20 protein-coding genes and 1 pseudogene are annotated in these 22,059 nt (G+C 64.2%); 10 read left to right on the forward strand and 11 right to left on the reverse strand.

The window, feature by feature from the left end:
- Positions 1 to 42 precede the first annotated feature (42 nt).
- Together ACVWY3_RS21125 and ACVWY3_RS21130 are read right to left on the reverse strand one after the other, a co-directional pair.
- The gene (locus ACVWY3_RS21125; RefSeq protein ID WP_456840203.1) at positions 43 to 1,107 is read right to left on the reverse strand and encodes an acyltransferase family protein; all 1,065 of its coding nucleotides are present in this window, start codon (positions 1,105 to 1,107) and stop codon (positions 43 to 45) included.
- 76 nt (positions 1,108 to 1,183) lie between these two features.
- Positions 1,184 to 1,675 carry an NUDIX domain-containing protein gene (locus ACVWY3_RS21130; protein ID WP_456840204.1) on the reverse strand — a complete coding sequence of 164 codons (492 nt, stop codon included), beginning with the start codon at positions 1,673 to 1,675 and terminating at the stop codon, positions 1,184 to 1,186.
- A 163-nt stretch (positions 1,676 to 1,838) separates the two neighbouring features.
- On the opposite strand from ACVWY3_RS21130, the gene ACVWY3_RS21135 reads away from it, so the two are divergent.
- Entirely contained in the window at positions 1,839 to 2,720 is an 882-nt protein-coding gene (locus tag ACVWY3_RS21135) for a metallophosphoesterase family protein (protein ID WP_456843410.1), read from the forward strand.
- A 97-nt stretch (positions 2,721 to 2,817) separates the two neighbouring features.
- Here the strand turns inward: ACVWY3_RS21135 and ACVWY3_RS21140 are convergent, their stop codons facing one another.
- From ACVWY3_RS21140 to ACVWY3_RS21150, 3 genes are all read right to left on the reverse strand, one after another.
- Positions 2,818 to 3,375 (reverse strand): hypothetical protein, encoded by a 558-nt coding sequence (locus ACVWY3_RS21140; protein WP_456840205.1) that lies wholly within the window; start codon positions 3,373 to 3,375, stop codon positions 2,818 to 2,820.
- Positions 3,376 to 3,569: 194 nt separating this feature from the next.
- The gene (locus tag ACVWY3_RS21145; protein ID WP_235539943.1) at positions 3,570 to 3,779 is read right to left on the reverse strand and encodes a DUF4170 domain-containing protein; all 210 of its coding nucleotides are present in this window, start codon (positions 3,777 to 3,779) and stop codon (positions 3,570 to 3,572) included.
- 30 nt (positions 3,780 to 3,809) lie between these two features.
- Positions 3,810 to 5,444 carry an isocitrate lyase gene (locus ACVWY3_RS21150; RefSeq protein WP_456840206.1) on the reverse strand — a complete coding sequence of 545 codons (1,635 nt, stop codon included), beginning with the start codon at positions 5,442 to 5,444 and terminating at the stop codon, positions 3,810 to 3,812.
- A 469-nt stretch (positions 5,445 to 5,913) separates the two neighbouring features.
- Between ACVWY3_RS21150 and ACVWY3_RS21155 the strand changes: the two genes are divergently transcribed.
- Complete coding sequence (locus tag ACVWY3_RS21155; protein ID WP_456840207.1) at positions 5,914 to 7,359, forward strand: helix-turn-helix domain-containing protein; 1,446 nt, start codon at positions 5,914 to 5,916, stop codon at positions 7,357 to 7,359.
- Between the two features lie 191 nt (positions 7,360 to 7,550).
- Here ACVWY3_RS21155 and ACVWY3_RS21160 read toward each other — a convergent pair whose 3' ends face one another.
- Entirely contained in the window at positions 7,551 to 7,844 is a 294-nt protein-coding gene (locus ACVWY3_RS21160; RefSeq protein WP_456840208.1) for an antibiotic biosynthesis monooxygenase, read from the reverse strand.
- A 378-nt stretch (positions 7,845 to 8,222) separates the two neighbouring features.
- Here ACVWY3_RS21160 and ACVWY3_RS21165 point away from each other — a divergent pair, with 378 nt between their 5' ends.
- On the forward strand, positions 8,223 to 9,026 hold the full coding sequence (locus ACVWY3_RS21165) for a hypothetical protein (RefSeq protein ID WP_456840209.1): 804 nt from the start codon (positions 8,223 to 8,225) through the stop codon (positions 9,024 to 9,026).
- Positions 9,027 to 9,188: 162 nt separating this feature from the next.
- A complete protein-coding gene (locus ACVWY3_RS21170) occupies positions 9,189 to 9,539 on the forward strand; it encodes a hypothetical protein (RefSeq protein ID WP_456840210.1) in 351 nt (116 codons plus the stop codon).
- 217 nt (positions 9,540 to 9,756) lie between these two features.
- On the opposite strand, the gene ACVWY3_RS21175 is transcribed toward ACVWY3_RS21170, so the two are convergent.
- A complete protein-coding gene (locus tag ACVWY3_RS21175) occupies positions 9,757 to 10,398 on the reverse strand; it encodes a tetratricopeptide repeat protein (RefSeq protein ID WP_456840211.1) in 642 nt (213 codons plus the stop codon).
- Between the two features lie 135 nt (positions 10,399 to 10,533).
- Positions 10,534 to 11,490, reverse strand: coding sequence for a zinc metalloprotease HtpX (gene htpX / locus ACVWY3_RS21180; RefSeq protein ID WP_456840212.1), 957 nt, complete (start codon positions 11,488 to 11,490; stop codon positions 10,534 to 10,536).
- Between the two features lie 283 nt (positions 11,491 to 11,773).
- Here htpX and ACVWY3_RS21185 point away from each other — a divergent pair, with 283 nt between their 5' ends.
- The 5 genes from ACVWY3_RS21185 (at position 11,774) to ACVWY3_RS21205 (ending at position 18,676) form a co-directional block, all read left to right on the forward strand.
- Positions 11,774 to 13,114 (forward strand): HlyD family secretion protein, encoded by a 1,341-nt coding sequence (locus ACVWY3_RS21185; protein WP_456840213.1) that lies wholly within the window; start codon positions 11,774 to 11,776, stop codon positions 13,112 to 13,114.
- A complete protein-coding gene (locus tag ACVWY3_RS21190) occupies positions 13,111 to 15,051 on the forward strand; it encodes a glycosyltransferase (RefSeq protein ID WP_456840214.1) in 1,941 nt (646 codons plus the stop codon). The genes ACVWY3_RS21185 and ACVWY3_RS21190 overlap by 4 nt, the downstream gene beginning before the upstream one ends.
- Positions 15,052 to 15,257: 206 nt before the next feature.
- Positions 15,258 to 16,559, forward strand: a complete 1,302-nt coding sequence (locus ACVWY3_RS21195; protein WP_456840215.1) for a lytic murein transglycosylase — start codon at positions 15,258 to 15,260, stop codon at positions 16,557 to 16,559.
- 273 nt (positions 16,560 to 16,832) lie between these two features.
- Positions 16,833 to 17,336 (forward strand): DUF1993 domain-containing protein, encoded by a 504-nt coding sequence (locus tag ACVWY3_RS21200; RefSeq protein WP_456840216.1) that lies wholly within the window; start codon positions 16,833 to 16,835, stop codon positions 17,334 to 17,336.
- A 239-nt stretch (positions 17,337 to 17,575) separates the two neighbouring features.
- On the forward strand, positions 17,576 to 18,676 hold the full coding sequence (locus ACVWY3_RS21205) for an alkene reductase (protein ID WP_456840217.1): 1,101 nt from the start codon (positions 17,576 to 17,578) through the stop codon (positions 18,674 to 18,676).
- Between the two features lie 210 nt (positions 18,677 to 18,886).
- Here the strand turns inward: ACVWY3_RS21205 and ACVWY3_RS21210 are convergent, their stop codons facing one another.
- From ACVWY3_RS21210 to ACVWY3_RS21220, 3 genes and pseudogenes are all read right to left on the reverse strand, one after another.
- A complete protein-coding gene (locus ACVWY3_RS21210; RefSeq protein WP_456843411.1) occupies positions 18,887 to 19,615 on the reverse strand; it encodes a hypothetical protein in 729 nt (242 codons plus the stop codon).
- Positions 19,616 to 19,648: 33 nt separating this feature from the next.
- Positions 19,649 to 19,930: pseudogene (locus tag ACVWY3_RS21215) on the reverse strand (Rieske 2Fe-2S domain-containing protein); the annotation flags it as partial.
- Positions 19,931 to 19,939: 9 nt separating this feature from the next.
- Positions 19,940 to 21,136, reverse strand: coding sequence for an ABC transporter substrate-binding protein (locus ACVWY3_RS21220; protein ID WP_456843412.1), 1,197 nt, complete (start codon positions 21,134 to 21,136; stop codon positions 19,940 to 19,942).
- A gap of 158 nt (positions 21,137 to 21,294) precedes the next feature.
- Here ACVWY3_RS21220 and ACVWY3_RS21225 point away from each other — a divergent pair, with 158 nt between their 5' ends.
- Positions 21,295 to 22,002: a TetR family transcriptional regulator gene (locus ACVWY3_RS21225; protein ID WP_456840218.1), complete on the forward strand. Its 708-nt coding sequence runs from the start codon at positions 21,295 to 21,297 to the stop codon at positions 22,000 to 22,002.
- Positions 22,003 to 22,059: the final 57 nt, after the last annotated feature.

Below are 22,059 nucleotides of genomic sequence, written 5' to 3' on the forward strand. Positions count from 1 at the left end.
TCAAGCACTTTCGCTCGCGGGGCATGAGGACAGATAGGGCGGTCACTGCGCAACGGCGCGGCTGCGCAAGCCATTCAGACCGGCCAGCCGCCGACCGAGGTTAATCCCTGGAATTTCGATCAGCTTGTAGCAGGCCAGCGCAGGCACGGCCGCTGCGAGGATCGTCACCATTGACAGCGTCATCGCAGTTGTCCACGGGTTCAAGTGCTCGAACAACCGAGCGCCCAGAGCTATCGCAGGCGCGACCGTGAGCATGTGCAGCAAATAGAAGCTATAAGATATCCGACCGTAGAACCGTATCAGCGGCCAATCGAGCGGCTTCATCATGCGCTGATGCGGCATCTGCGAAATCGCCAGCACGAGCAAAGCTCCGCCGATGCAATCCATCAAGATCATCAGACCGGCGTCTTGCTTGAGCATGCCCGCCACAAGGAACAGTGCTACGCCGAGGATTGGAATCCAGATCGAAGTTCGCGGGGAAACGGAGCGCGCGATCTTCGGTCCCTCAAAATGAACGAGAATTCCCGCAAGAAAAGCGTAAAGCGGCGCCAGATTCGCGCCAATGAGATCGCGATACTGGCCAACGAACGACAGGCCAAACAGAACGGCGGCAACTGCGAGAAGAGGCGTCCTGCCGTGTTTCCTGTATGCTCGAACAGACATGAAGATCAGTGGAGTCGCGGCAATCTCGACCGTCAATGACCACATCACGCCATTGATGTCGCTCCTGATGAGAAGCATGTTGAGCAAGACGTTGAGTGGCGCAAACGAAGCCTCGAAGCCAACATAGAATCCAAAACGTTCATGAAGGAGCGTGAGCAGGCCGACGACCGCTATGGACGCCGGCAAGAGACGAAAGGCTCTGTTCCTGGCGAATGAAACGAAGGAAATGGAAGCGTCCCGGTCCAGGCTTCGGGCGAGAACAAACCCGCTGATGACGAAGAAAACGACGACGCAGCCAAGACCGTTGGCAAAGGCGAAATAGAGCCGCGAAGACCCCGAGGCCGGGTATTGCAAGTACATGACGCCGCAATGGTAGACGGCGACCAGAACGGCAGCCACACCGCGAAGAGATTCAAGTCTCGGGATGAAGTTGCTTTGCCCCATGCGGCCTTCTTCCTAGCACACCAGGGCCGCGAGAAAAGGAAGTTCCTTCCGCCTCATCCGGCTTTGCATTGAAATCTCACCGCCACGTCGCAATCAGCGGCCTGCCGTCCAGGACTTCCGCAAGCCGCAGCCGCGTGCCGGGCGTGGTCCCCTCGGGCAGCGCCGAGATGGCGAAGAACCCGCATTCGGCGATCTCGCGATTGGGCTTGGGCAGACGATCCTGCTTGAACTGCCTGACGACGTAGACCGCGACATGGTCGCGGCGGGAGATGTGGCTGTTGAGAAAGATGCCGTGCAGCACGGCCTCTCCGGTGAGATCGATGTCCCCCTCCTCCTTGAGCTCGCGCCGCATCGCCTGCTCCATGGTCTCGCCATAGTCGACGCCGCCGCCGGGCAGATACCAGCCGCTGACATAGCTGTGCCTGACCAGGAACACCCTGTTCTCGGCATCCAGCACCACGGCGCGGACGCCGAGGGTCATGCCGCGGACGAACAGGAAATAGGTGTGGAAGACGTGCCGCAGCAGCGGCTCGAATTTCCGTCGCATCCGGTCGAGAGGTTCTCCCATCAGGCTTCCTTGACGCTCCGCTTCAGGATTTGGTTGTCAGGCTCGGCTTGTCAGGCTTGGCTTGTCAGGCCTGGCTTGTCAGGCCTGGCTTGCGCGCTGCCCGCGACCTTGCCATTACAGCGGACGAATAGCGAGGCAATCGCGCGCCATGACTTACAACACGCTGACCCCCTTCACGCTCGCCCATCTGTCCGACCCGCATCTGCCGCCGCTGCCGAAGCCGCGGCTGGTCGAGCTCGCGGGCAAGCGCGTGCTCGGTTACGTCAACTGGACGCGCAACCGCCACAAGTACCAGCGCCGCGAGGTGCTCGACGCCATCGTCGCCGACATGAAGGCGCAGGTGCCCGACCACATCGCGGTGACGGGCGATCTCGTCAACCTCGCACTGGAGGCGGAGTTCGCCCCTGCCCGCGCCTGGCTCGACGATCTCGGGCCGCCCGACCGCGTCACCACGATTCCCGGCAATCACGATGCCTATGTCCGCGCCACCTTCCATCGCTTCGGCGAGACCTTTGCGCCCTATCTTGCCGGCGACGATGGCCGCATCGGCTTTCCGAGCGTGCGCCGGCGCGGGCCGCTCGCGCTGATCAGCCTGTCGACGGCGGTGCCGACTTTGCCGCTGATGGCGACGGGCACGCTCGGGCGCAATCAGCTCGCCGCGCTCGCAGCGGTGCTCGAACGGCTCGCAGCAGAGGACGTGTTCCGCGTGCTGCTGGTGCATCATCCGCTGAAGTCGCTCGCACGCCAGAAGCGGATGACCGACTCGGCCGAGCTGCTCGCGCTCGTGAGGCGCCACGGCGTCGAGCTGATTCTGCACGGGCACGACCACGTTCATTCGACGATGTGGTTCGAGGGACCCAACGGCAAGATTCCCGCGCTCGGCGTCCCCTCGGCCTCCGCGCTCGCGCATGGGCGCTATCCGGCGGCGGCGTATAATCTCTTGACGATTGAGAAGGACAACGCCGGCTGGCGCTGCGAGCAGACGGTGCGGGGGCTGGGGGCTGGATTTCAGATCCAGCAAGTCAAGCATGCGAGGTTGATCTAGTCCCATGCCGTCATTCCGGGACGGCTCGAAGAGCCGAACCCGGAATCTCGAGATTCCGGGTTCGCGCTTCGCGCGTCCCGGAATGACAGCGAAACTCTCACCAGCTCCGCAACGCCGCCACAAGGGCGAGGCCGAACAGCGCGGCGGCGCCGAGGATGAAGCCGAGCACGAACGGCCAGACGCGCGAGTGGCGCCGCGGCTTCTCCGCGAGTTCGGGCACCGGCTCGGGCGGGACCACCATCGCACGCTCGCGCTCGATCATGCGGCGCGCGACGTAGTCGGTCACGGCATCCACGATGACAGCCGTGTCGTGCGATTCGGCGAGCACGACGCGGCCGAAGCGGGTGTCCTGGACGAAGCGGTACTGCCGCTTGTCGCGCCCCATCATGATGTGCGCGACCACGTCGATCCAGAGCCTGGGCGTCTCGCCCTGGCTGATGCCGCGGTCGAACAGGTCGATCTGATCGGGCACCTGCGCGAACAGCGGGTCGAGCGCGTCGTTGAGGATCTCCAGCCGCGCCACTTCCGCGTCGCGGAGGTCGACGACGACGCCGGTCCGATCGGCGGCCTCGATCCGCGCGCGCAGCAGCGCATCGCGCAGCCGCACCGGGCGCGGCTGGCTGGGGTGGGTCCCGCTGGTCTCGGGCTCTGACATCGTCGGCCTCGTCCTCATTTGCCGCAATTAACCTATCAGCAACCAAACCGTCCGCAAAGGGCCCACAATTCCAGATACTTACGGTGCCCACAGGCGCCGACCTGTGCCAAAAACAGACGATCCCACCCAGGCAGAGCCTGGATGGGACCATCCGTCCTTGGACGTCTTCTTAATTCAGCTCGGCAGGTAGTCCCTCAGGCCGAGACGCGCGAGGGCTCTTCCACGATCGAGAAGCGGACGCCGGCCTTGTGGCGGCTCTCCTCCGAGACTTCCCTCCAGCAGTCCTCTGCTTCCTTGCGGGTCTTGAAGGGGCCTTTGACCTGGGCCGAGCCTTCCACCAGCTTGTGAAAGTTCATCGAGCCGAACTCGCCGCCGATCACCCAGAAATTGCTGCCATTGGTCATTGTCAGTCTCCTCTCGAAGCGCGTGGTGCGTTAGCCGAACTGGTTCATGGTGTTGTGGACGCCGCCCGCCTTGAGGGCGGCTTCACCCGCGAAGTACTCCTTGTGGTCGTCGCCGATGTCGGAGCCGGCCATGTTCTGGTGCTTCACGCAGGCGATGCCCTGACGGATCTCGGCGCGCTGGACGTTCTTGACGTAGCCCAGCATGCCTTGCTCGCCGAAATACTCGCGGGCGAGATTGTCGGTCGAGAGCGCAGCCGTGTGGTAGGTCGGCAGCGTGATCAGGTGGTGGAAGATGCCGGCGCGCTTGGCCGAATCCGCCTGGAAGGTGCGGATGCGCTCGTCGGCTTCCTTCGCCAGCGGCGTGTCGTCGTACTCCGCCTTCATCAGCTCGGCACGGTTGTACTTGCTGACGTCCTGGCCCGCCTCCTTCATCGCGTCGTAGACCTGCCAACGGAAGTTGAGGGTCCAGTTGAAGGACGGCGAGTTGTTGTAGGCGAGCTTGGCGTTCGGCACGACCTTGCGGATGCGGTCGACCATGCTGGCGATCTGCTCGATATGCGGCTTCTCGGTCTCGATCCAGAGCAGGTCGGCGCCGTTCTGGAGCGAGGTGATGCAGTCGAGCACGCAGCGGTCGGCACCGGTGCCGGGACGGAACTGGTAGAGGTTGGAGGGCAGCCGCTTCGGACGCATCATCTTGCCGTTGCGGTTGATGATGACGTCGCCGTTGCGGGCGTTCTCCGGCGTCACTTCCTCGCAATCGAGGAAGCTGTTGTACTGGTCGCCGATGTCACCGGGCTTGTGGCTGACGGCGATCTGCTGCGTCAGGCCGGCGCCGAGCGAGTCGGTGCGGGTCACGACGATGCCGTCTTCGACGCCGAGCTCGAGGAAGGCGTGGCGGCAGGCGCGGATCTTGGCGAGGAAGACGTCATGCGGCACGGTGACCTTGCCGTCCTGATGGCCGCACTGCTTCTCGTCGGAAACCTGGTTCTCGATCTGGAGCGCGCAGGCGCCCGCCTCGATCATCTTCTTGGCGAGCAGATAGGTCGCCTCCGCATTGCCGAAGCCGGCATCGATATCGGCGATGACGGGCACGACATGGGTCTGGAAGTTATCGATCTTCTCGATCAGCTCCTTCTCGCGGGCCTTGTCGCCTTCCTTGCGCGCCTTGTCGAGCAGACGGAAGATGTCGTTGAGCTCGCGCGAGTCCGCCTGACGCAGGAAGGTGTAGAGCTCCTCGATCAGCGCCGGCACCGCGGTTTTCTCGTGCATCGACTGGTCGGGCAGCGGGCCGAACTCGGAGCGCAGCGCCGCGATCATCCAGCCGGAGAGATAGAGGTAGGTGCGATCCGTCTTGCCGCCGAAATGCTTCTTGACCGAGATCAGCTTCTGCTGGGCGATGAAGCCGTGCCAGCAACCCAGCGACTGGGTGTACTTGGTCGGATCCTTGTCATAGGCCGCCATGTCGGCGCGCATCAGCGCCGCGGTATAGCGCGCGATATCGAGGCCGGTCTTGAAACGATTCTGCAGGCGCATGCGTGCGACGGCCTCGGCCGTCACCCCGTTCCAGGTCGGCTTGGTCTGAAGCAGCGCCTGGGCTGCCTCGATCTCGCTCTGATAGGACGCCGGACGCTCGAGAGCGCTGATGCCACGGGGCTGGTAATTCATGTGCCTGATCCTTCTCAATGATGACGAAGCCTCTCGCCCTCGTCATCGACATTTTTGACAGTGCATTGCGAAATGCGTGTCATGAGCTAAACGCGAGAAAAGGAAGTTCGTACAGAGGCCTTGCATTTGAATGGTGATGTCATGTAACATCAGAACATGTAATAGTTGTTATATTGTCAATTTTGTAAATTTTTGTCAGCATGCCTGCCTTTCACGCTACGGAGGTCTGAGAAATGCCTGCCAAATCCGCTGCTTTCTCCCGCTCCCCCTTCTTGCGCGGAGAGGGTCGGGGTGAGGGGCTCTCTCGGCGAGACCGACTCTCACCTCCCTCCCGAAGAGCCCGCCTCACCCGGATCGCATCTGCGATGCGCCATGGCCGAAGGTTCGCTTCGGCGTTGTTCAGGACGGCCGCCGAGGGCGGCCTCTGCCTCTCCCCGCAAGCGGAGCGAGGCGAAGAGGGGAGCCGCTGATGCCCGCCGAATCCGGGAAGAAACTGTTCGTCGGGCCGCGCTTCCGGAGGATCCGGCAGCAATTGGGGCTGTCGCAGACCCAGATCGCCGAGGGGCTCGGGATCTCGCCAAGCTACGTCAACCTGATCGAGCGCAACCAGCGCCCGGTGACGGCTCAGATCCTGCTGCGGCTGGCCGAGAGCTATGACCTCGATTTGCGCGACCTCGCAACCGCCGACGAGGACCGCTTCTTCGCCGAGCTCAACGAGATCTTCTCCGATCCCCTGTTCCGCCAGATCGACGTACCCAAGCAGGAGCTGCGCGATCTCGCCGAACTCTGCCCCGGCGTCACGCACGCGCTGCAACGGCTCTACGCCGCCTATACCGAGGCGCGCCAGGGCGAAACGCTGGCGGCGGCGCAAATGGCTGACCGCGACGTCGGCCCGCGCTTCGAGGCCAATCCGGTCGAGCGCGTGCGCGAGCTGATCGAGGCCAACCGCAATTATTTTCCGGAGCTGGAGCAGGCAGCGGAGGCCCTGCGCGACGAACTGAACGTGCCGGCTGAAGGACTCTATGCGGCGCTCGCCGCGCGTCTGCGCGAAAAGCACTCGATCCAGACCCGCATCATGCCTGTCGACGTGATGCGCGAGACGCTCAGGCGGTTCGACCGCCACCGCCGCCAGCTGCTGATCTCGGAACTGGTCGATCCGCCCGGCCGCGCGTTCCAGCTCGCCTTTCAGCTCGGCCTTGGCGAATGTGCGCAAGCCCTTGAGACCATCATCGGCCGCGCCGGCCCGCTCGACGACGCCCCGCGCCGGCTGTTCCGCATCACGCTCGGCAACTACTTCGCGGCAGCCGTGATGATGCCGTATCCGGCGTTCCTCGCGGCGGCCGAAGCGCTCAACTACGACATCCACGTGCTGGCGCAGCGCTTCAATTCCGGCTTCGAGCAGGTCTGCCACCGCCTCACCACGCTGCAACGGCCGAACGCGCGCGGCATCCCGTTCTTCCTCTTGCGCGTCGACAATGCCGGCAACGTCTCCAAACGCTTTTCGTCGGGCACGTTCCCCTTCTCCAAGTTCGGCGGCACGTGCCCGTTGTGGAACGTGCACTCGACCTTCGACACGCCGGATCGCCTGCTCAAGCAGGTGATCGAGCTTCCCGACGGTACGCGCTATTTCTCGATCGCGCAGATGGTGCGTCGGCCCGTGGCGCCGCATCCGCTGCCGCAGCCGCGCTTCGCCATCGGCCTCGGCTGCGAGATCCGCCACGCCGCGCGCCTCATTTACGCTGCCGGCACGGACCTCGAGAAGACCGAGGGCACGCCGATCGGCGTCAACTGCCGCCTCTGCGAGCGCGAAAACTGCGCCCAGCGCGCCGAGCCGCCGATCACGCGCACGCTGATCCTGGACGAGACGACGAGACGGGTATCGAGCTTCGCGTTCTCGAATGCGAGGGAGTTGTGAGGGCAGGAATCGCGCGGGCATTGCTTCGCGTTTGGCGGAAGGCATCCGCTACACCCACCGCTGTCATCGCCCGCGAAGGCGGGCGATCCAGTACGCCGCAGCGGCTGTGATTGAACCGAGACGCCGCGGAGTACTGGATGCCCCGCCTTCGCAGGGCATGACAGCGGAAAATGAGGCATGACTGACCCGCCTCACGCCAGCGTATGCACGATCACCGGCCCCGCAGCGGCACTCGCATGTCCCACCAGAAGCGGGCCCAGATCCTTCTCGATCCAGGCGATGGCGCGCTTGTTCGCTTCCTCGGCCTGCTCGAACTTGTCGAAGATCGAGATCGCGGTGACCGTGTCGTCGCCGGCATAGACGACGTAATAGGCGCGGAAACCGTCGACGTCGCTGATGATCGGAACGGCGCCGTCCTTGATGCGGCGCGCCAGCTCTTCCGCGCTCCCGCTTTTTGCCTTGGCCTGACGGATGGCGGCATACATGGCATCCTCCCTTCCGGCTGTCTGGATTCGGGGCTTGCTGCCCTCCGATGAATCTACACCTCAGTACCCATCCCGTCATCCTGAGGTGCGAGGCCTGCGGTGCAGAGCACCGCAGGGGAAGCCTCGAAGGGTGCACGGCCCGATGCAGCTGGGCCGTCGCTCTTCGAGGGCCGCTGAAGAAACGGCCACCTCAGGGTGACGGATGACAGGCTGGCGCCCGCGCTGTCGGCCTTGGTTAACCCGTCCCTAATCCATCCGCGCGATCTGCAACCGGCGGTTAAGCACGCCTCAACATCAGTGCCTTAGTGTTGCCCCACTCACTTTTCGCAAACAACGGTGGCCTATCCTGCCCGGCGAAGTGACATCAGGGGGTTCATCATGCGCATTGCGTTGCTGCTGACCGCAACCATTGTCGGCGCGCTCTTCGCCAATCCGTCCCATGCCGGCTCGCTCGATGCCGCCGGCGCAGCGCAGCCGCTGCCGCCCGGCTTCCAGAGCTACCGCGGCTACATGTTCGACCTCACGGAGAATTCCGAGCGCAAGGACGTCGACAAGCTCACCGAGAATGTGAAGCAGCAGATCGACGTCGTCGAAGCAGCCGGCCTGTCGCCGCGCGTGCTGCGCTTCTTCCGCACCGTCCCGATCGTCGCGAGCGAGTTCGCCTGTCTCGACGAGGGCGCCGCGACCGCCTGCTACGGCCGCGTCACGCCGGACATCCAGCGCAGCGCGCCGCGGACGCTGACGGTGTGGGATCATGACAAGCAGCGCTGGACCAATCCCAATGCCGTCGACCTCGCGGTCGATTCGGGCCTCGGCGTCATCATGCTGCGCCCGGACATGATGCGCTACGAGAAGGAGGCCGTGCTGCTGCACGAGCTGCTGCACGCCTATCACGCCCGGCTGTTGCCGGACGGCTACGCCAACAAGGGCGTGATCCTCTATTACGCGCTGGCCAAGACCAAGGATCTCCTGCCCAAGGAATCCTATGCGATGAAGAATCCCATGGAGTTCTTTGCCGTGACCGGCAGCATCTTCCTGGCCGGCAAGAGCGAATTCCACGATCCGAAGTCGCGCGAGGCGCTCAAGGAGAAGATGCCGGACTATTACAAATATCTGGTCGGCGTGTTCGGCTTCGACCCCGACCCGGCGGCCTCGAGCGGACCGGTCGCCTCGCTGAAATAAGGCGTCTGCGCCAATCCACCCCAAAAGCCGCGCCAGCCAGCGCGGCTTTTTTGTTTTGCCAACCGGAAGCTGCGGATGACGCCTGGGGAGGAATTGCCAAGGTGGGGCCCGATCTGCATAGTCCCGCCCGCATCGAGACTGTTTTCAAGAGGATAGAACAACATGGCGGACGCCGACCTGGATGTCGTGATCCGGCAACTGGCCAGACAGCTGCATACGGGCCTGATGACCCGCGCCAAGGAGCGGCGGGATCGCTTCAACGGCCTTGCGGCCAAGGCCAAGGACAAGGAGGCCGGCGAGCGCTTCAAGATGATGGCCAAGGCCACCATGGAGCAGGCCACCGCTGCCGCCAGGCGCCTGCAGATGTCCGCCGACAACGTCGCCGACAGCTACGCCAGGTCGATGCGGATTGCCGCGAGCACGCCGGTGGCAGTGAAGGCGGAGAAGACGAAGGAAGAGAAGCCGGCGAAGAAGGCCAAGGCGAAGAAGGCGAAAGCCAAGAAGGCGAAGTAGGCGCGGCTCGTCCGCGTCACCTCTCCCTGCTTGCGGGCTGCTTGCGGGGCGGTCGGATTGCCCCGGCGATGCGAAGCATCGTCCGGCGCGATCCGGGTGAGGGGGTAGAGGTACCGCGGCCGTCGCGCGTGTGGATAGAGCCCCTCGCCTCAACACTCTCAGCGCGAGCGAAGCTCGTCGCGGCTCCTCAAGAACGGGAGAGGGAGAGAAGCACTCTTCACCTTCTCGGCGCCGCCACCTGAGTCGGCTCGGCGCTCGCGAGCTCGGCGAGCTTGGCGCGTGCGGCCTCGCGGGTGCGGACGTCCTTGCCGGCGGGCAGCGCCAGCGCGGCTTCGAAATCGGCGCGGGCGTCGTCGGCCTGACCGCGGGCGAGGAAGGCAAGGCCCCGGTCGAGGCGGGCCTGCGCGTCCGAGGGGTCGAGGCGGATCGCCGTGTTGTAGCTCAGGATCGCGCGGTCGAGATCGCCGGTGGCAGCAAGCGCCAGGGCGCGCTGGTGATAGGGCGCGGCGAGCTTTGGATCATGCGCGATCGCCTCGTCGTAATCCTCGATGGCGCGTGCGAGGTCGCCGTTCTGGCGGTGGGCCAGCGCGCGGTCGCGATAGAGCGAGGCGCGATTGGGATTGAGGTGGATGGCCTCATCGAAATCGCCGATCGCCCGGCGGAAGTCGCCGTGGCGCAGCGCGATCCGTCCGCGCCCCTCATAGGCAAAGGCGATCAGCGAGCCGCGCAGCGGCGAGAAGCCGATCACGGCCGAGCAGATGTCGGGATCGTCATCGTCGCCGCAATTGACGACCATGTGCGTGGACAGCCCGATCAGCACGCAAAGGACGATCAGCAATGGTACGGCAGTTCTGGTCATCTTCGATCGTGGCCGGCGCCGGGCCGGCCACGCATCCCCTTTCGAAGGAAGTGGCTCGCCTGCGTGTTAACACCGGCTGGGGCCATCCTTTGTGCGCCAGGTCACAAACCCAGGCACAATTCCTGACCGGCTCCATCAGCCCCAAGGCCCACGAGAAGGGCCACGAGACGGCCCGCGCGAGGACGAGCGGCCCCAGGGGCCCTGCGGCGGATAGTTCTCGTTGGCGCCAACCGATGGCGCCGCATGTGTGCCGAGCTGCGCCGCAAGCTGCTGGAGCGCCGCGATGCGATTCTGCGTCGAGGGGTGGGTGGCGAACAGATTGTCCACGCCATGGCCCGACAGCGGATTGATGATGAACATGTGCGCGGTCGCAGGATTGCGCTCGGCCTCGAAATTCGGGACCTGGTGCGCCGCGCCCTCGATCTTCACCAGCGCCGAGGCCAGCCACATCGGCTGTCCGACGATGCGCGCGCCGAGATCGTCGGCGGCGTATTCGCGGGTGCGGCTGATGGCCATCTGCACGAGCATCGCGCCGAGCGGCGCCAGGATCATCATCAGGATCGAGCTGACGATGCCCGGACCGTTGTTGTCGCGGTGGCCGCCGAAGAACATGCCGAACTGCGCCAGCATGGAGATCGCGCCGGCGATGGTGGCGGTGATGGTCATCAGCAGCGTGTCGTGGTTCTTGATATGCGCAAGCTCGTGCGCGATCACACCGGCGAGCTCCTCGCGGCTGAGCTGGTTCATCAGTCCGATGGTGACGGCGACGGCCGCATTTTCCGGATTGCGGCCGGTCGCGAACGCATTTGGCTGCGGCTCATCCATCACGAACACGCGCGGCATCGGCAATCCTGCGCGGCCGGCAAGCTCGGCGACGAGGCCGACCAGTTCCGGCGCGCTGGCGCGGTCGACCTGATGGGCCCCGTACATCGAGAGCACCATGCGATCAGAGTTCCAGTAGGTGAAGAGATTGGTCGCAGCCGCGATGACGAGCGCGATCATGGCGCCCGAGGCACCGCCGATCAGATAGCCCACGCCCATGAACAGGGCAGTGAGGCCTGCGAGCAGCATTGCGGTACGAAGATCGTTCATGGCCGTCTCCCAAACCGGCCGCGGGCGGGCCTTCGGCCGGCATCTTCGAAGTATGATTGGCGCCGTGCACCGCAAGGTTCATGCGTCGCGGAGCCGCAGATCGAGGGCGGTGCGGCCAGCCTTTCCCCAGCCGCTAAAGCTTGACCGGGAATTGTGCAAAAACGCGTGCGCACGCTTAGCAACCTGGAAAGCGCGGCGTCGGCATAGTGGCGGTAACCTGGCACACTGCGCGGCCCTTGCGCATTGACCGGTTCCATCGGCTTCCGTCCGCAAGGTGACCGTCATGGTAGACCGCTCGCGCGCCGCTTCCGTGGACTCCGCATCCGCTCCCTCCTCTCACGAGACCGACGCGAAAGGATTGCAGGAGGCGCTGCACGAGCAGCTGTTCGCCAATGACGAGCCCGGCCACGCGCCCGAAGCGCAGACCGCATCGGACTCAGGGCGGCGCTCGCCGCATCTGCGACGTGGCGCCAAGATCGCGATCGGACTTGCGATCACCGCCGTGTTCGGCTGGCTGCCGCTGCGCGCGATCTGGGAATATTCGAGCGTCGAGGCCGTGCTGAATTCCCGCCTCGTCACCCTGCGAACGCCGATCGGTGGCCGCGTCGCGGCCGCCCATCGCATGATCGATCAAGCGAGGCTCGACGCCGGAACCGTGGTCCTGCGCGTGGTGAACTCACGCAGCGACCGCACCCGCCTCGACGATCTCCGGCGGCAGAAATCTCGCCTGGAGAACGAGCGACCGAGCCTGGCCGCCAAGCTCGCCTCCGCTCAATCCGCACAGAAGGATCTGGCACGGCAGGCCGCGCAATTCCGCGACGGACGGGTCCTCCAGCTCGAAGCCCGCATCGCCGAGATTCAGACCTCGATCGAAGCGGCCGCGGCGCGACGCGACGAGGCCAGCGCCGCGGTCGAGCGCGCCTCGTCGCTGGCGAAATCGGGCAATGTCTCGACCGTCGAGCTGACGCGGCTGACGCGCGAGCTCTCGGTGGCGCAGCAGACCGAGCTCGGCGCGCGCAAGCGGCTGGATGCCGCCAAGGTCGAGCTTGCCGCGGCACAGAACGGCTCGTTCCTCGGCGACAGCTACAACGACCGCCCGAGCTCGGTGCAGCGCGAGGAGGAGATGCGCCAGCGCGCCAGCGACCTCGAGGCCGATCTCGCCCGCATCGACACCGAGATCGCCTGGCTCGCCAACGAGATCATCGTCGAGGAGGTCCGCTTCGCCGACCTCTCCGAGGCCAACATCACGACGCCCGTTGCGGGCCGCGTCTGGGAGATGATGACCTCGCCCGGCGAGGACGTGCAGGCGGGTCAGCCGCTGCTCAAGGTGCTCGATTGCAGCAGCGCCGTCATCACCGCCAATGTCACCGAGAACGTCTACAACCGCCTGCAGCTCGGAGATCACGCCACGTTCGAGCCGAACGACGGCGGCGCGGCGATCTCGGGCACGGTCGTCAATCTGACCGGGGCCGCGGGTGCGCCCGCCAATCTCGCCATCAATCCGGACGCGCTGAGCAAGGAGCCTTACCGCGTGACCGTTGCGCTCGCTGATGCCGCCGCCCACGGCTGCACGGTGGGACGCACCGGCCGTGTCGTGTTTGCCGGCCGCGAAGGCGCATCGTGACGATGGCGCTGGCGCCCGGCCTGATTGCGCTCGGCGCCTTCACGGCGATCGCGCCGCTGCTGAGGCGCGACAGCACGATGGCCCGCTCGTTCCTGGCCGTGGTGTCGCTGGCGCTGCTGCTTCGTTATCTTCATTGGCGCGTGACTTCGACGCTGCCTCCGCTACGCCTGACGGCGGATGCCGTGACCGGCTATCCCTTCATGCTGCTGGAGGCCGCCTCGCTGGTTGCGGTCGCGCTGTCGCTGCTGTTCCTCAGCCGCACGCGCGACCGCACCAAGGCGCCCAGGATCGCCAGCCGCGCCAGCGATCCGGGCGCGCCGCTGATCGACGTCTTCATCTGCACCTACAACGAGGAGCGATCAATCCTCGAGCGCACGATCATCGGCGCCACCGGCATGGAGTACGGCAATTACCGCGTCTGGCTGCTCGACGACGGCCGCCGCCCTTGGCTGCGGCGGCTCGCCGGCGATCTCGGCTGCCGTTATCTGACGCGGCCCGACAACCGCGATGCCAAGGCCGGCAACATCAATCATGCGCTGAGGCATGTCGGCACGCTGGCCGAGCCGCCGCAATTCGTGGCCATCCTCGATGCGGATTTCATGCCGCGGCCGGACTTCCTGGCCCGAACCATCTCGCTGATGGACGACGCATCGGTCGGCGTGGTGCAGACGCCGCAGCATTTCATCAATCCCGACCCGATCCAGACCAATCTCGCCGCGACCGACGTCTGGCCCGACGAGCAGCGCTTCTTCTTCGACATATTCATGCCGGCCAAGGACGCCTGGGGCGTCGCGTTCTGCTGCGGCACGTCATCTCTCATTCGCTATGAAGGGCTTGTGCAGATTGGCGGCTTTCCGACCGATTCCGTCACGGAAGATTATCTCGTCACGCTTCGCCTGAAGGAATGCGGCCTCACCACGGTCTATCTCAACGAGCGGCTGACGATCGGCCTCGCACCGGAGGGGCTGAAGGAATACATCACCCAGCGCGCCCGCTGGTGTCTCGGCTTCATGCAGATCGTCCGCGGCCGCAGCGGACCGTTTTCGCGGGCATCAAAACTCTCTTTCATTGACCGGCTCTCGCTGCTCGACGCCTTCATGAGCTGGGCCGCGGTTTACTCCGCAAAGATCGCGGGTCTCGTCGTGCCCTGGCTGTTCCTGTTGTTCGGCATCAAGGCGGTGCAGGCCGATCTCACCGAGCTGCTCCGCTTCTTCCTGCCGTTCTATGTTTGGCACGGACTCAGCATGGCCTGGCTGTCGCACGGCCGGTCGCTCGCGATGATGACCGACGTCTCGCAACTGATCGCCGCGCCCGCGGTGCTGAAGGCGGTGGCGGCCGGCCTGCTGAAGCCACAGGGGCACAAATTCAAGGTCACCGCGAAAGGCGGCGACCGCGACAACAGATTCGTCGAATGGCCGTTGCTGCGAATCTATGGCAGTGCGCTGGTCATCACGCTCGTGTCGATCGCCTACGCTTTCATCCTGCATTTGCGCGGCGAGAACATCGCCTACGGCGGGCTGGCGCTGGCGTGGAGCCTCTATAACGCATTCATCCTCACCGTGGTCTGCTTCGTCTGCATCGAGCAGCCGCGCAAGCGAAAGGCGGAACGCTTCCACCGCAATGAACCCGTGCTGCTGCGCCAGGACGGCAAGTCGCATCTGGCGCGGCTTGCCGACATCTCCATCACGGGCGCCCGGCTGATCGATCCCGATCCGCCGCTTCCCGGCAGCACGATCGAGTGCCAGATCTATGGCCGCTCGATCGCGGCCGTCGTGGTGCGGCGGACGACGGACGGTTTTGCGGTCCGCTTCGCGGAGGGCATGGATACGCGTGTGCACGCGATCCGGGCGTTCTATGCCGGCGAATATGTGCGCGCCTACCGGGGCGTCAGAGCGCTCCCGGTTGGGAAGGCGCTGCTGATGCGACTGTTTGGCTAGCTCGCATTCCGCGGCCCGGCCTGGCATGGAAAGGATGGCCTGAGGGTTGTCAGTTCACCTAAAGCGCGATGAGACTTGGATAAATCGTCATCGCGCTTTAGGTTGTTGTTTGCGCATGATCTTTCCGGAAAACCGCTTCGCACTTTTCCGGATCATGCTTTAGACTTCACGCGAATCCTCGTCCGTCCTTCCCTGCCGGAACCCTTATGGTCCAGACCCGATTTCTGATCGCGGCCGTCGCGCTCCTCGCATGCTCCGCCACCGCCTCCGCCCAGTTCGCACCGCCGCCCGCAAGGCCTGCCGCGCCGAAGGCCACCACGCCATCGCCGCGCGCGGCCTCGTGCCACAACGGGGCGAGCTTCGATCGCTTCCTCGCTGAGGTGAAACAACAGGCGGTCGCCGCGGGCGTGTCGCAGCGGACGATCACAGAGGCGTCGCCGTACCTCGTCTACGACCAGAGCATCGTCAATCGCGACCGCGGCCAGCGCGTGTTCGGCCAGCTCTTCACCGAATTTGCCGGCCGCATGGCCGCGCCCTATCGCATGCAGAACGGGCAGCAGCACATCAAGCAATACGCCGCGGCGTTCGCGCGTGCCGAGAAGGAGTACGGCGTGCCGCCGGCGGTGATCGCCGCGTTCTGGGGCCTTGAGAGCGACTTCGGCGCCAACATGGGCAACCTGCCGACGCTGAAATCGCTGGTGTCGCTGGCCTATGATTGCCGCCGGTCGGAGATGTTCGTGAACGAGACCATCGCGGCTCTGAAGATCATCGACCGCGGCGATCTCACGCCCGACGAAATGATCGGCTCCTGGGCCGGCGAGCTCGGACAGACCCAGTTCCTGCCGGTGCATTACGTCAACTACGCCGTCGACTATGACGGCGACGGACGGCGCGATCTGTTGCGCTCGGGCCCCGACGTGATCGGCTCGACCGCGAACTACATCGCCAACGGCCTGAAGTGGCGGCGCGGCGAGCCGTGGCTGGAGGAGATCAAGGTGCCCTCGAGCCTGCCGTGGGAGCAGACCGATCTCACGGTGCGAGAGCCGCGTTCGAAATGGGCGCAGCTTGGCGTCACTTATCCCGACGGACGGCCGCTGCCGAACGACAATCTCGCAGCCTCCGTGCTGCTGCCGATGGGCCGCAATGGGCCGGCCTTCATGGCCTATGCGAATTTCGCGGCCTATACCGAGTGGAATAATTCGCTGATCTATTCGACCACCGCGGGCTATCTCGCCTCGCGCATCGCCGGCGCAGCGCCGATGCGAAAACCTGCCCAGCCGGTGGCGCAGCTGCCGTTCAACGAGCTCAAGCAATTGCAGCAGCTGCTGGTCCAGGCCGGCTTCAATGTCGGCAAGGTCGACGGCGTGCTGGGCCAGCAGAGCCGCGCCGCCGTAAAGGCAATGCAGATCAAGTACGGCCTGCCGGCGGATTCCTGGCCGACGGCGGAGCTGCTCGCCCGTATGCGCGGCGGCACGGCGCAGGCGCAGCCGGCGGGTGTGATGCGCTAAATAGTCTATCCGTCCTCATCCCCCGCGAAGGGCGGGGAATCCAGTACGCCGCAACCTGTCGATTTGACCACGACGGTTTCGGAGTACTGGATCACCCGCCCCAGTGCGCTAGTGCGCACAAGGCGGGCGATGACACCGTGGGTGGGGGAGCGGTGAGGCGGTAGAATTTTCGCACTGCACAGGCAGCGTTGCGCGATTGTATTTTTCCATGAGGCTCCCATGTGAGTGGCTCAGGTTTTCTCCTGAGATTTCCACCATTGAAGCGAGCATCACATGTCCTTCTACGACGCCGTCGTCCCCCCTTATTTGCAAATGCTGAACAGCATGACCGGCCTGCTCACCAAGGCCGAGGCGCATTGCGCAGCCAAAAAGATCGATCCGAGCGTGCTGCTCGGCTCCCGCCTCTTCCCGGACATGCTGCCGCTGTCGAAGCAGATCCAGCTCGTCAGCGATTTCGCCACCAAGGGCTGCGCGCGCCTGACCCACAGCGAAGTGCCCTCCAATCCCGACACCGAAAAGACCTTCGAAGAATTGAAGCAGCGGCTGGCGAAAACCATCGACTACGTGAAGTCGTTCAAGCCGGAGCAGTTCGAGGGCGCCGACACCAAGGACGTCACCTTCCCGACCGGGCCCGACAAGACCACGACCCTGAAGGGCCAGCAGTTCCTGAGCACGTTCTCGCTGCCGAACTTCTATTTCCACTGCGCGACCGCTCACGGCATCCTGCGTCACAACGGCGTCGAGATCGGCAAGCGCGATTTCATGGGCTTGAGCTGATTGGGCTTGAGCTGATTGGGCTCGAACTGATTGAGTTTGAATCGATTGGGCCTGACCTGATTTGCGCAATCGCACGGCCGCGGCAGCAGGATTCTGCTGTCGTGGCCGAAATTGCACATGAATTATGCTAGGCGGGGTCCCACGCGTAGCTCGCCTGCACTTTCCGTATGGCTCCTCTCTTGCGCGGGTTGTCGCGATGCACAAGTGTTGCTGACCTCTCACCGCCTGGAAGCATTCCCATGAGCCGTTCGACCAAATTGTTTGAGACCTACAAGCTCGGCCCGATCACGCTGGTCAACCGTTTCGTCATGGCGCCGCTGACGCGCAACCGCGCCGTTCCCGGCACATTCGTGCCCGGGGCGCTCGCGGCCGATTATTACGGCCAGCGCGCCTCCGCAGGCCTCCTGATCACCGAAGCGAGCCAAGTCTCGCAACAGGGCCAGGGCTACCAGGACACCCCCGGCATCTATTCCAAGGAGCAGGCGGCGGGATGGCGCAAGGTTACCGACAAGGTGCATGAGCGTGGCGGCAAGATCTTCATCCAGCTCTGGCATGTCGGCCGCATCTCGCATGTCGATCTGCAGGCGAATGGCGCAGCTCCGGTGGCGCCGAGCGCGATCCGTGCCAAGGGCAAGACCTTCGTGAACGGCAGCTTTGTCGACGTCTCCGAGCCGCGTGCGCTCGAGCTTTCCGAGATTCCCGGGATCATCGACGACTTCAAGCGCGCGACGAAGAATGCGCTGGAAGCCGGCTTCGACGGCGTCGAGATCCACGGTGCCAACGGCTACCTGCTCGAGCAGTTCGCCAAGGACGGCGCCAACAAGCGCACCGATGCTTACGGTGGCTCGATCGAGAACCGCGCGCGGCTGATGCTGGAGGTATCGAAGGCGGTCGTGGCGGAGGCCGGCGCCGATCGCACCGGCATCCGAATCTCGCCGGTAACGCCGGCCAACGACATCTCGGATTCCAACCCGCAAGCCCTGTACGACCACATCGTCGACGGCCTCAGCGCGCTCAAGCTGGTCTATCTCCACGTCGTCGAGGGCGCCACCGGCGGGCCGCGCGACATCGCCCCGTTCGACTATGCATCCTTGCGCAAGCGCTTCTCCGGCGCCTACGTCGCCAACAACGGCTACGATTTCGATCTTGCCACCAAGGTGCTGGACGCGAACGCCGCCGACCTCATCGCCTTCGGCAAGCCGTTCATCTCCAACCCCGACCTGGTCGAGCGGGTGAAGCAGGGCGCGGGCCTGAACGACTGGGACAAGAGCACCTTCTACGGCGGCGGCGCGAAGGGCTACACCGATTACCCGACGCTGGCGGCCGAGCCGGCGGAGTAAGCGGCGGGCACACTGCCATGCCCAGCGAAGGCGGGGCATCTAGTATTCCGAGACGGCGCGGCTAGAAACGACGAGCTGCGGCGTACTGGATCGCCCGCCGTCGCGGGCGATGACAACGCGAACGTGGGACGCATGTGCCACAAGCTCGTCATTGCGAGCGAAAAGGAGAAGGCCGGGATAGCTCCCGGCCTTCTTCTTGCCTTTGCCGGTTCATGCCGATGCGCGCGCCTCGGACTCGGACGCCACCATCCGCTCGACGATACGACGCATGCGCTGGGGGGCGGCGTCGATGCCGAGCCGGATGCATTTTGCATTGGGGCGCGCCTGCGAGACCTCCTCTATGCGCTCCAGAATGTCTTTGTCTTCGTTGAACGCGATACGAAAATCGGCGTGCAGACGCTGGTCCACATCGGCATCGCCCACAGCGAAATTGCGGACATGGAGCCAGTGATCGATGCAAACGTGATCGTCCACCGGCGTGATGAAATGGCAGGCGAATATCCGCAATCCCCTTCCTCGCTCCTCGGGATCAACGATCACGCCGGCGTCCGCGCTCCCGAAATCGATCACTGCGATGCAAGGAGCGATATAGTCGTAATAGTGCCAGCGATCGACATTGCCGCCGAAGTTGCCGTACTTGGCGAACAGCGGGATAGGCGGGGCGTTCCTGATCCACCGCCACACCAGCACGCCGCGCTCGGAAAAGCTGTGCTCCACCGGAATTTCTTCGCTGGCCGAATTGCCAAGCGTCGACAGGTGCACGAAGCTGACATGCGCGGGATCGCAAAGATTGTCGGCGAGGTTCAGATAGTTTGTCCCGATCCGGAGCGCGTCTCCTTCCGCCACATGCCAACCGCTCTGGCCGAACTGCGGCAGATCATAAATCAGCGATGGGTCGGCGAGCGCGGGATCGCCGGGCCAGATCCAGACGAGGCCCATCTTTTCCCGAAGCGGATATGATGGCACCCGCGCGTTCGGCGGTATCATCGGCTGGCCGGGAATCCGGATGCAGCGCCCGTCCGGGCCAAACGTCATGCCATGATAGCCGCATTCGATCGCATCGCCCTTGAGCTTGCCCATCGACAACGGCGCGAGCCGGTGCGGGCAGGCATCATCCAGTGCAACCACCTCACCTGCTTCGCTGCGATAGACGACGAGGTCCATGCCGAGAATGCGGTGTCGCGCGAGCAAGCGCGTCACATTGCGCGACCACGTGAGCGGATACCAATTGTTACGCGGAGCAAGCAGGTTCATGCGGCACCTCTAGTTCTTCAGCTTGGCCAACACCTCGGCGTCGGCGGGCTGATAGTCGGCGCCGTCGACATAGCGCCAGTCCGTCATCACCCCCTGGCCGTCCCGCACCGCGAGCTGTCCGACATAGACTCCCATGGTGGATTGGTGATCAATCGTCCGGAAGGAAATCGGGCCCACGGGCGTGTCGACCTTGAGATGCTCCATCGCCTTGATCAGCTCGTCGGTCTTGGTCGAGCCGGCCGTCTCGATCGCCTTTGCCAGCACCAGCGTGTTGGTGTAGCCGATCAGCGCGCCGATATTCGGAGGCTCCTTGAAACGCGCAACATAGACCTTCAAGAAGGAGTCATGCGCCGAGGTCTTGATCTCGCTCCAGGGATACCCGGTGACGAGCCAGCCGGGCGGCGCTTCATCCTTCAGCGGGGCGAGATATTCCGGCTCGCCGGAGAGGATGCTGACCACCGCGCGCTTGGCAAACACATTGCGCGTCGTGCCTTCGCGCACGAATTTCGTCAAATCGGCGCCGAACGTCGCGTTGAAAATGGCATCGGGCTGCTCCGCCATCATCGCTTGCACAACTGCACCCGCATCGATCTTGCCGAGCGGCGGCCATTGTTCGGAGACGAATTCGACCTCCGGCTTCAATCGCTTCAATTCGCTTTTGAAACTGGCCACCGCGGCTTGGCCAAACTCGTAGTTCGGCGCAATCGTCGCCCAGCGCCGCGCGGGGAACTTGGCCGCCTCTTTTGCCAGAATTGACGCTTGCGTATAGGTGCTCGGCCGCAGCCTGAACGTATAGCGATTGCCCTTTTCCCAGATGAGCGCATCGGTCAGCGGCTGCGAAGCGAGAAAGAATATCCGCCTCTGCTTGGCGAAATCGGCCACGGCGAGTCCGACATGGGGAAGAATCGTGCCGGTGAGGAGATCGACCTGCTCACCATCGACAAGCTGCCCGGCGGCGGTGATTGCAACGTCCGGCTTGCCGGCGTCGTCGCGAGCGATGATGTCGAGCTTGCGACCGAGAACGCCGCCGCTTCGATTGATCTCGTCGCGTGCGAGTTCCCAGCCCTGGCGATAGCCGCGGGTGCCGACCGGGAGAGCTGAATAGCTCGATATCTCGCCGATCTTGATCGGCGGCGGCTCCGCCGCCCACGCCCCGGCGTAGGTTGCGGTCAAGGCCAGTCCAACAAGCTTCGCAACAGCCGAAATGCGCAAATCAGCCTCCCTTCATTGGGATCGGCTAGTGTATGTAGTACTTACTACATAGCGAATACCAGGCGCTGATGGTTGTCAACGGCGAAGTAACGGCGGCCTTGCCAAAAAAACGGTAGGCGCCATCCTACTGGCCGTGATTCCCGGGATACATGATGGCCAACGACACAGAGCAGCCAGCCCGCACTCTGGCCGGCCCCCGCCTCAAGCGGCCTGGCAAGCGGAAAAGGGCATCAACGGTTCGACGGACGCGAGCGCCCGATAAGACCCGTGAAGCCATTCTGCATGCAGCCGTCGCCGAGTTTGCCCGCGAAGGCTACGGCGGTGCGCGGGTCGATCGCATCAGCAAGGCCGCCAGGAGCAACGACCGGATGCTCTATTACTATTTCAAGAGCAAGGAGAAGCTGTTTCACCAGGTGATCGAGCATTGCTATGCTGACCTGGTCGCATCGGAAGAGGCGCTCGATCTCGATTTTTCCAGCCCGCGCCAGGCGCTTGCGGCGCTGGTCGCGTTCAATTGGAACTACTATTGGGCGCATCCGGAGCTGTTGAGCATTCTCGCCACGGAGAATCTCTTCAAAGGCCGTCACGTCAAGAACAACATCCGCCGCAGTTTCTCCAATACTCAACTGGGCATGCTGGAGCGGGTGCTGCAGAGCGGCATCGAACGGCGCGAGTTCCGGCCGAACTGCGATCTCTTTCACCTCTACCTGTCCATCCTGTCGCTGACCTATTTCTACCGCGCCAACCTGTACACGCTGTCGAGCTATACGCAGGTTGATCTTGCGGACGAGGAACGACGAAAGACGTGGCTCCTGCATGTGCAGGCGATGATCGAGGATCTGGTGAGGCGTAGGGACTGACGAGACCAGCGGCACTTTCGCTGCGCTTGCAATGCCGCACTGATTGCCGCGTGCAAA

The organism is Bradyrhizobium sp. USDA 4486 (assembly GCF_054057995.1).

Coding starts and splice junctions, on each gene's coding strand:
- ACVWY3_RS21150 (WP_456840206.1), bottom strand. CDS start 5,444: ATGAATTACCAGCCCCGTGGCATCAGCGCTCTCGAGCGTCCGGCGTCC.
- ACVWY3_RS21195 (WP_456840215.1), top strand. CDS start 15,258: ATGGTCCAGACCCGATTTCTGATCGCGGCCGTCGCGCTCCTCGCATGC.
- ACVWY3_RS21130 (WP_456840204.1), bottom strand. CDS start 1,675: ATGGGAGAACCTCTCGACCGGATGCGACGGAAATTCGAGCCGCTGCTG.
- ACVWY3_RS21175 (WP_456840211.1), bottom strand. CDS start 10,398: ATGACCAGAACTGCCGTACCATTGCTGATCGTCCTTTGCGTGCTGATC.
- htpX (WP_456840212.1), bottom strand. CDS start 11,490: ATGAACGATCTTCGTACCGCAATGCTGCTCGCAGGCCTCACTGCCCTG.
- ACVWY3_RS21160 (WP_456840208.1), bottom strand. CDS start 7,844: ATGTATGCCGCCATCCGTCAGGCCAAGGCAAAAAGCGGGAGCGCGGAA.
- ACVWY3_RS21165 (WP_456840209.1), top strand. CDS start 8,223: ATGCGCATTGCGTTGCTGCTGACCGCAACCATTGTCGGCGCGCTCTTC.
- ACVWY3_RS21125 (WP_456840203.1), bottom strand. CDS start 1,107: ATGGGGCAAAGCAACTTCATCCCGAGACTTGAATCTCTTCGCGGTGTG.
- ACVWY3_RS21155 (WP_456840207.1), top strand. CDS start 5,914: ATGCCCGCCGAATCCGGGAAGAAACTGTTCGTCGGGCCGCGCTTCCGG.
- ACVWY3_RS21205 (WP_456840217.1), top strand. CDS start 17,576: ATGAGCCGTTCGACCAAATTGTTTGAGACCTACAAGCTCGGCCCGATC.
- ACVWY3_RS21225 (WP_456840218.1), top strand. CDS start 21,295: ATGGCCAACGACACAGAGCAGCCAGCCCGCACTCTGGCCGGCCCCCGC.
- ACVWY3_RS21145 (WP_235539943.1), bottom strand. CDS start 3,779: ATGACCAATGGCAGCAATTTCTGGGTGATCGGCGGCGAGTTCGGCTCG.
- ACVWY3_RS21140 (WP_456840205.1), bottom strand. CDS start 3,375: ATGTCAGAGCCCGAGACCAGCGGGACCCACCCCAGCCAGCCGCGCCCG.
- ACVWY3_RS21210 (WP_456843411.1), bottom strand. CDS start 19,615: ATGGGCCTCGTCTGGATCTGGCCCGGCGATCCCGCGCTCGCCGACCCA.
- ACVWY3_RS21170 (WP_456840210.1), top strand. CDS start 9,189: ATGGCGGACGCCGACCTGGATGTCGTGATCCGGCAACTGGCCAGACAG.
- ACVWY3_RS21200 (WP_456840216.1), top strand. CDS start 16,833: ATGTCCTTCTACGACGCCGTCGTCCCCCCTTATTTGCAAATGCTGAAC.
- ACVWY3_RS21185 (WP_456840213.1), top strand. CDS start 11,774: ATGGTAGACCGCTCGCGCGCCGCTTCCGTGGACTCCGCATCCGCTCCC.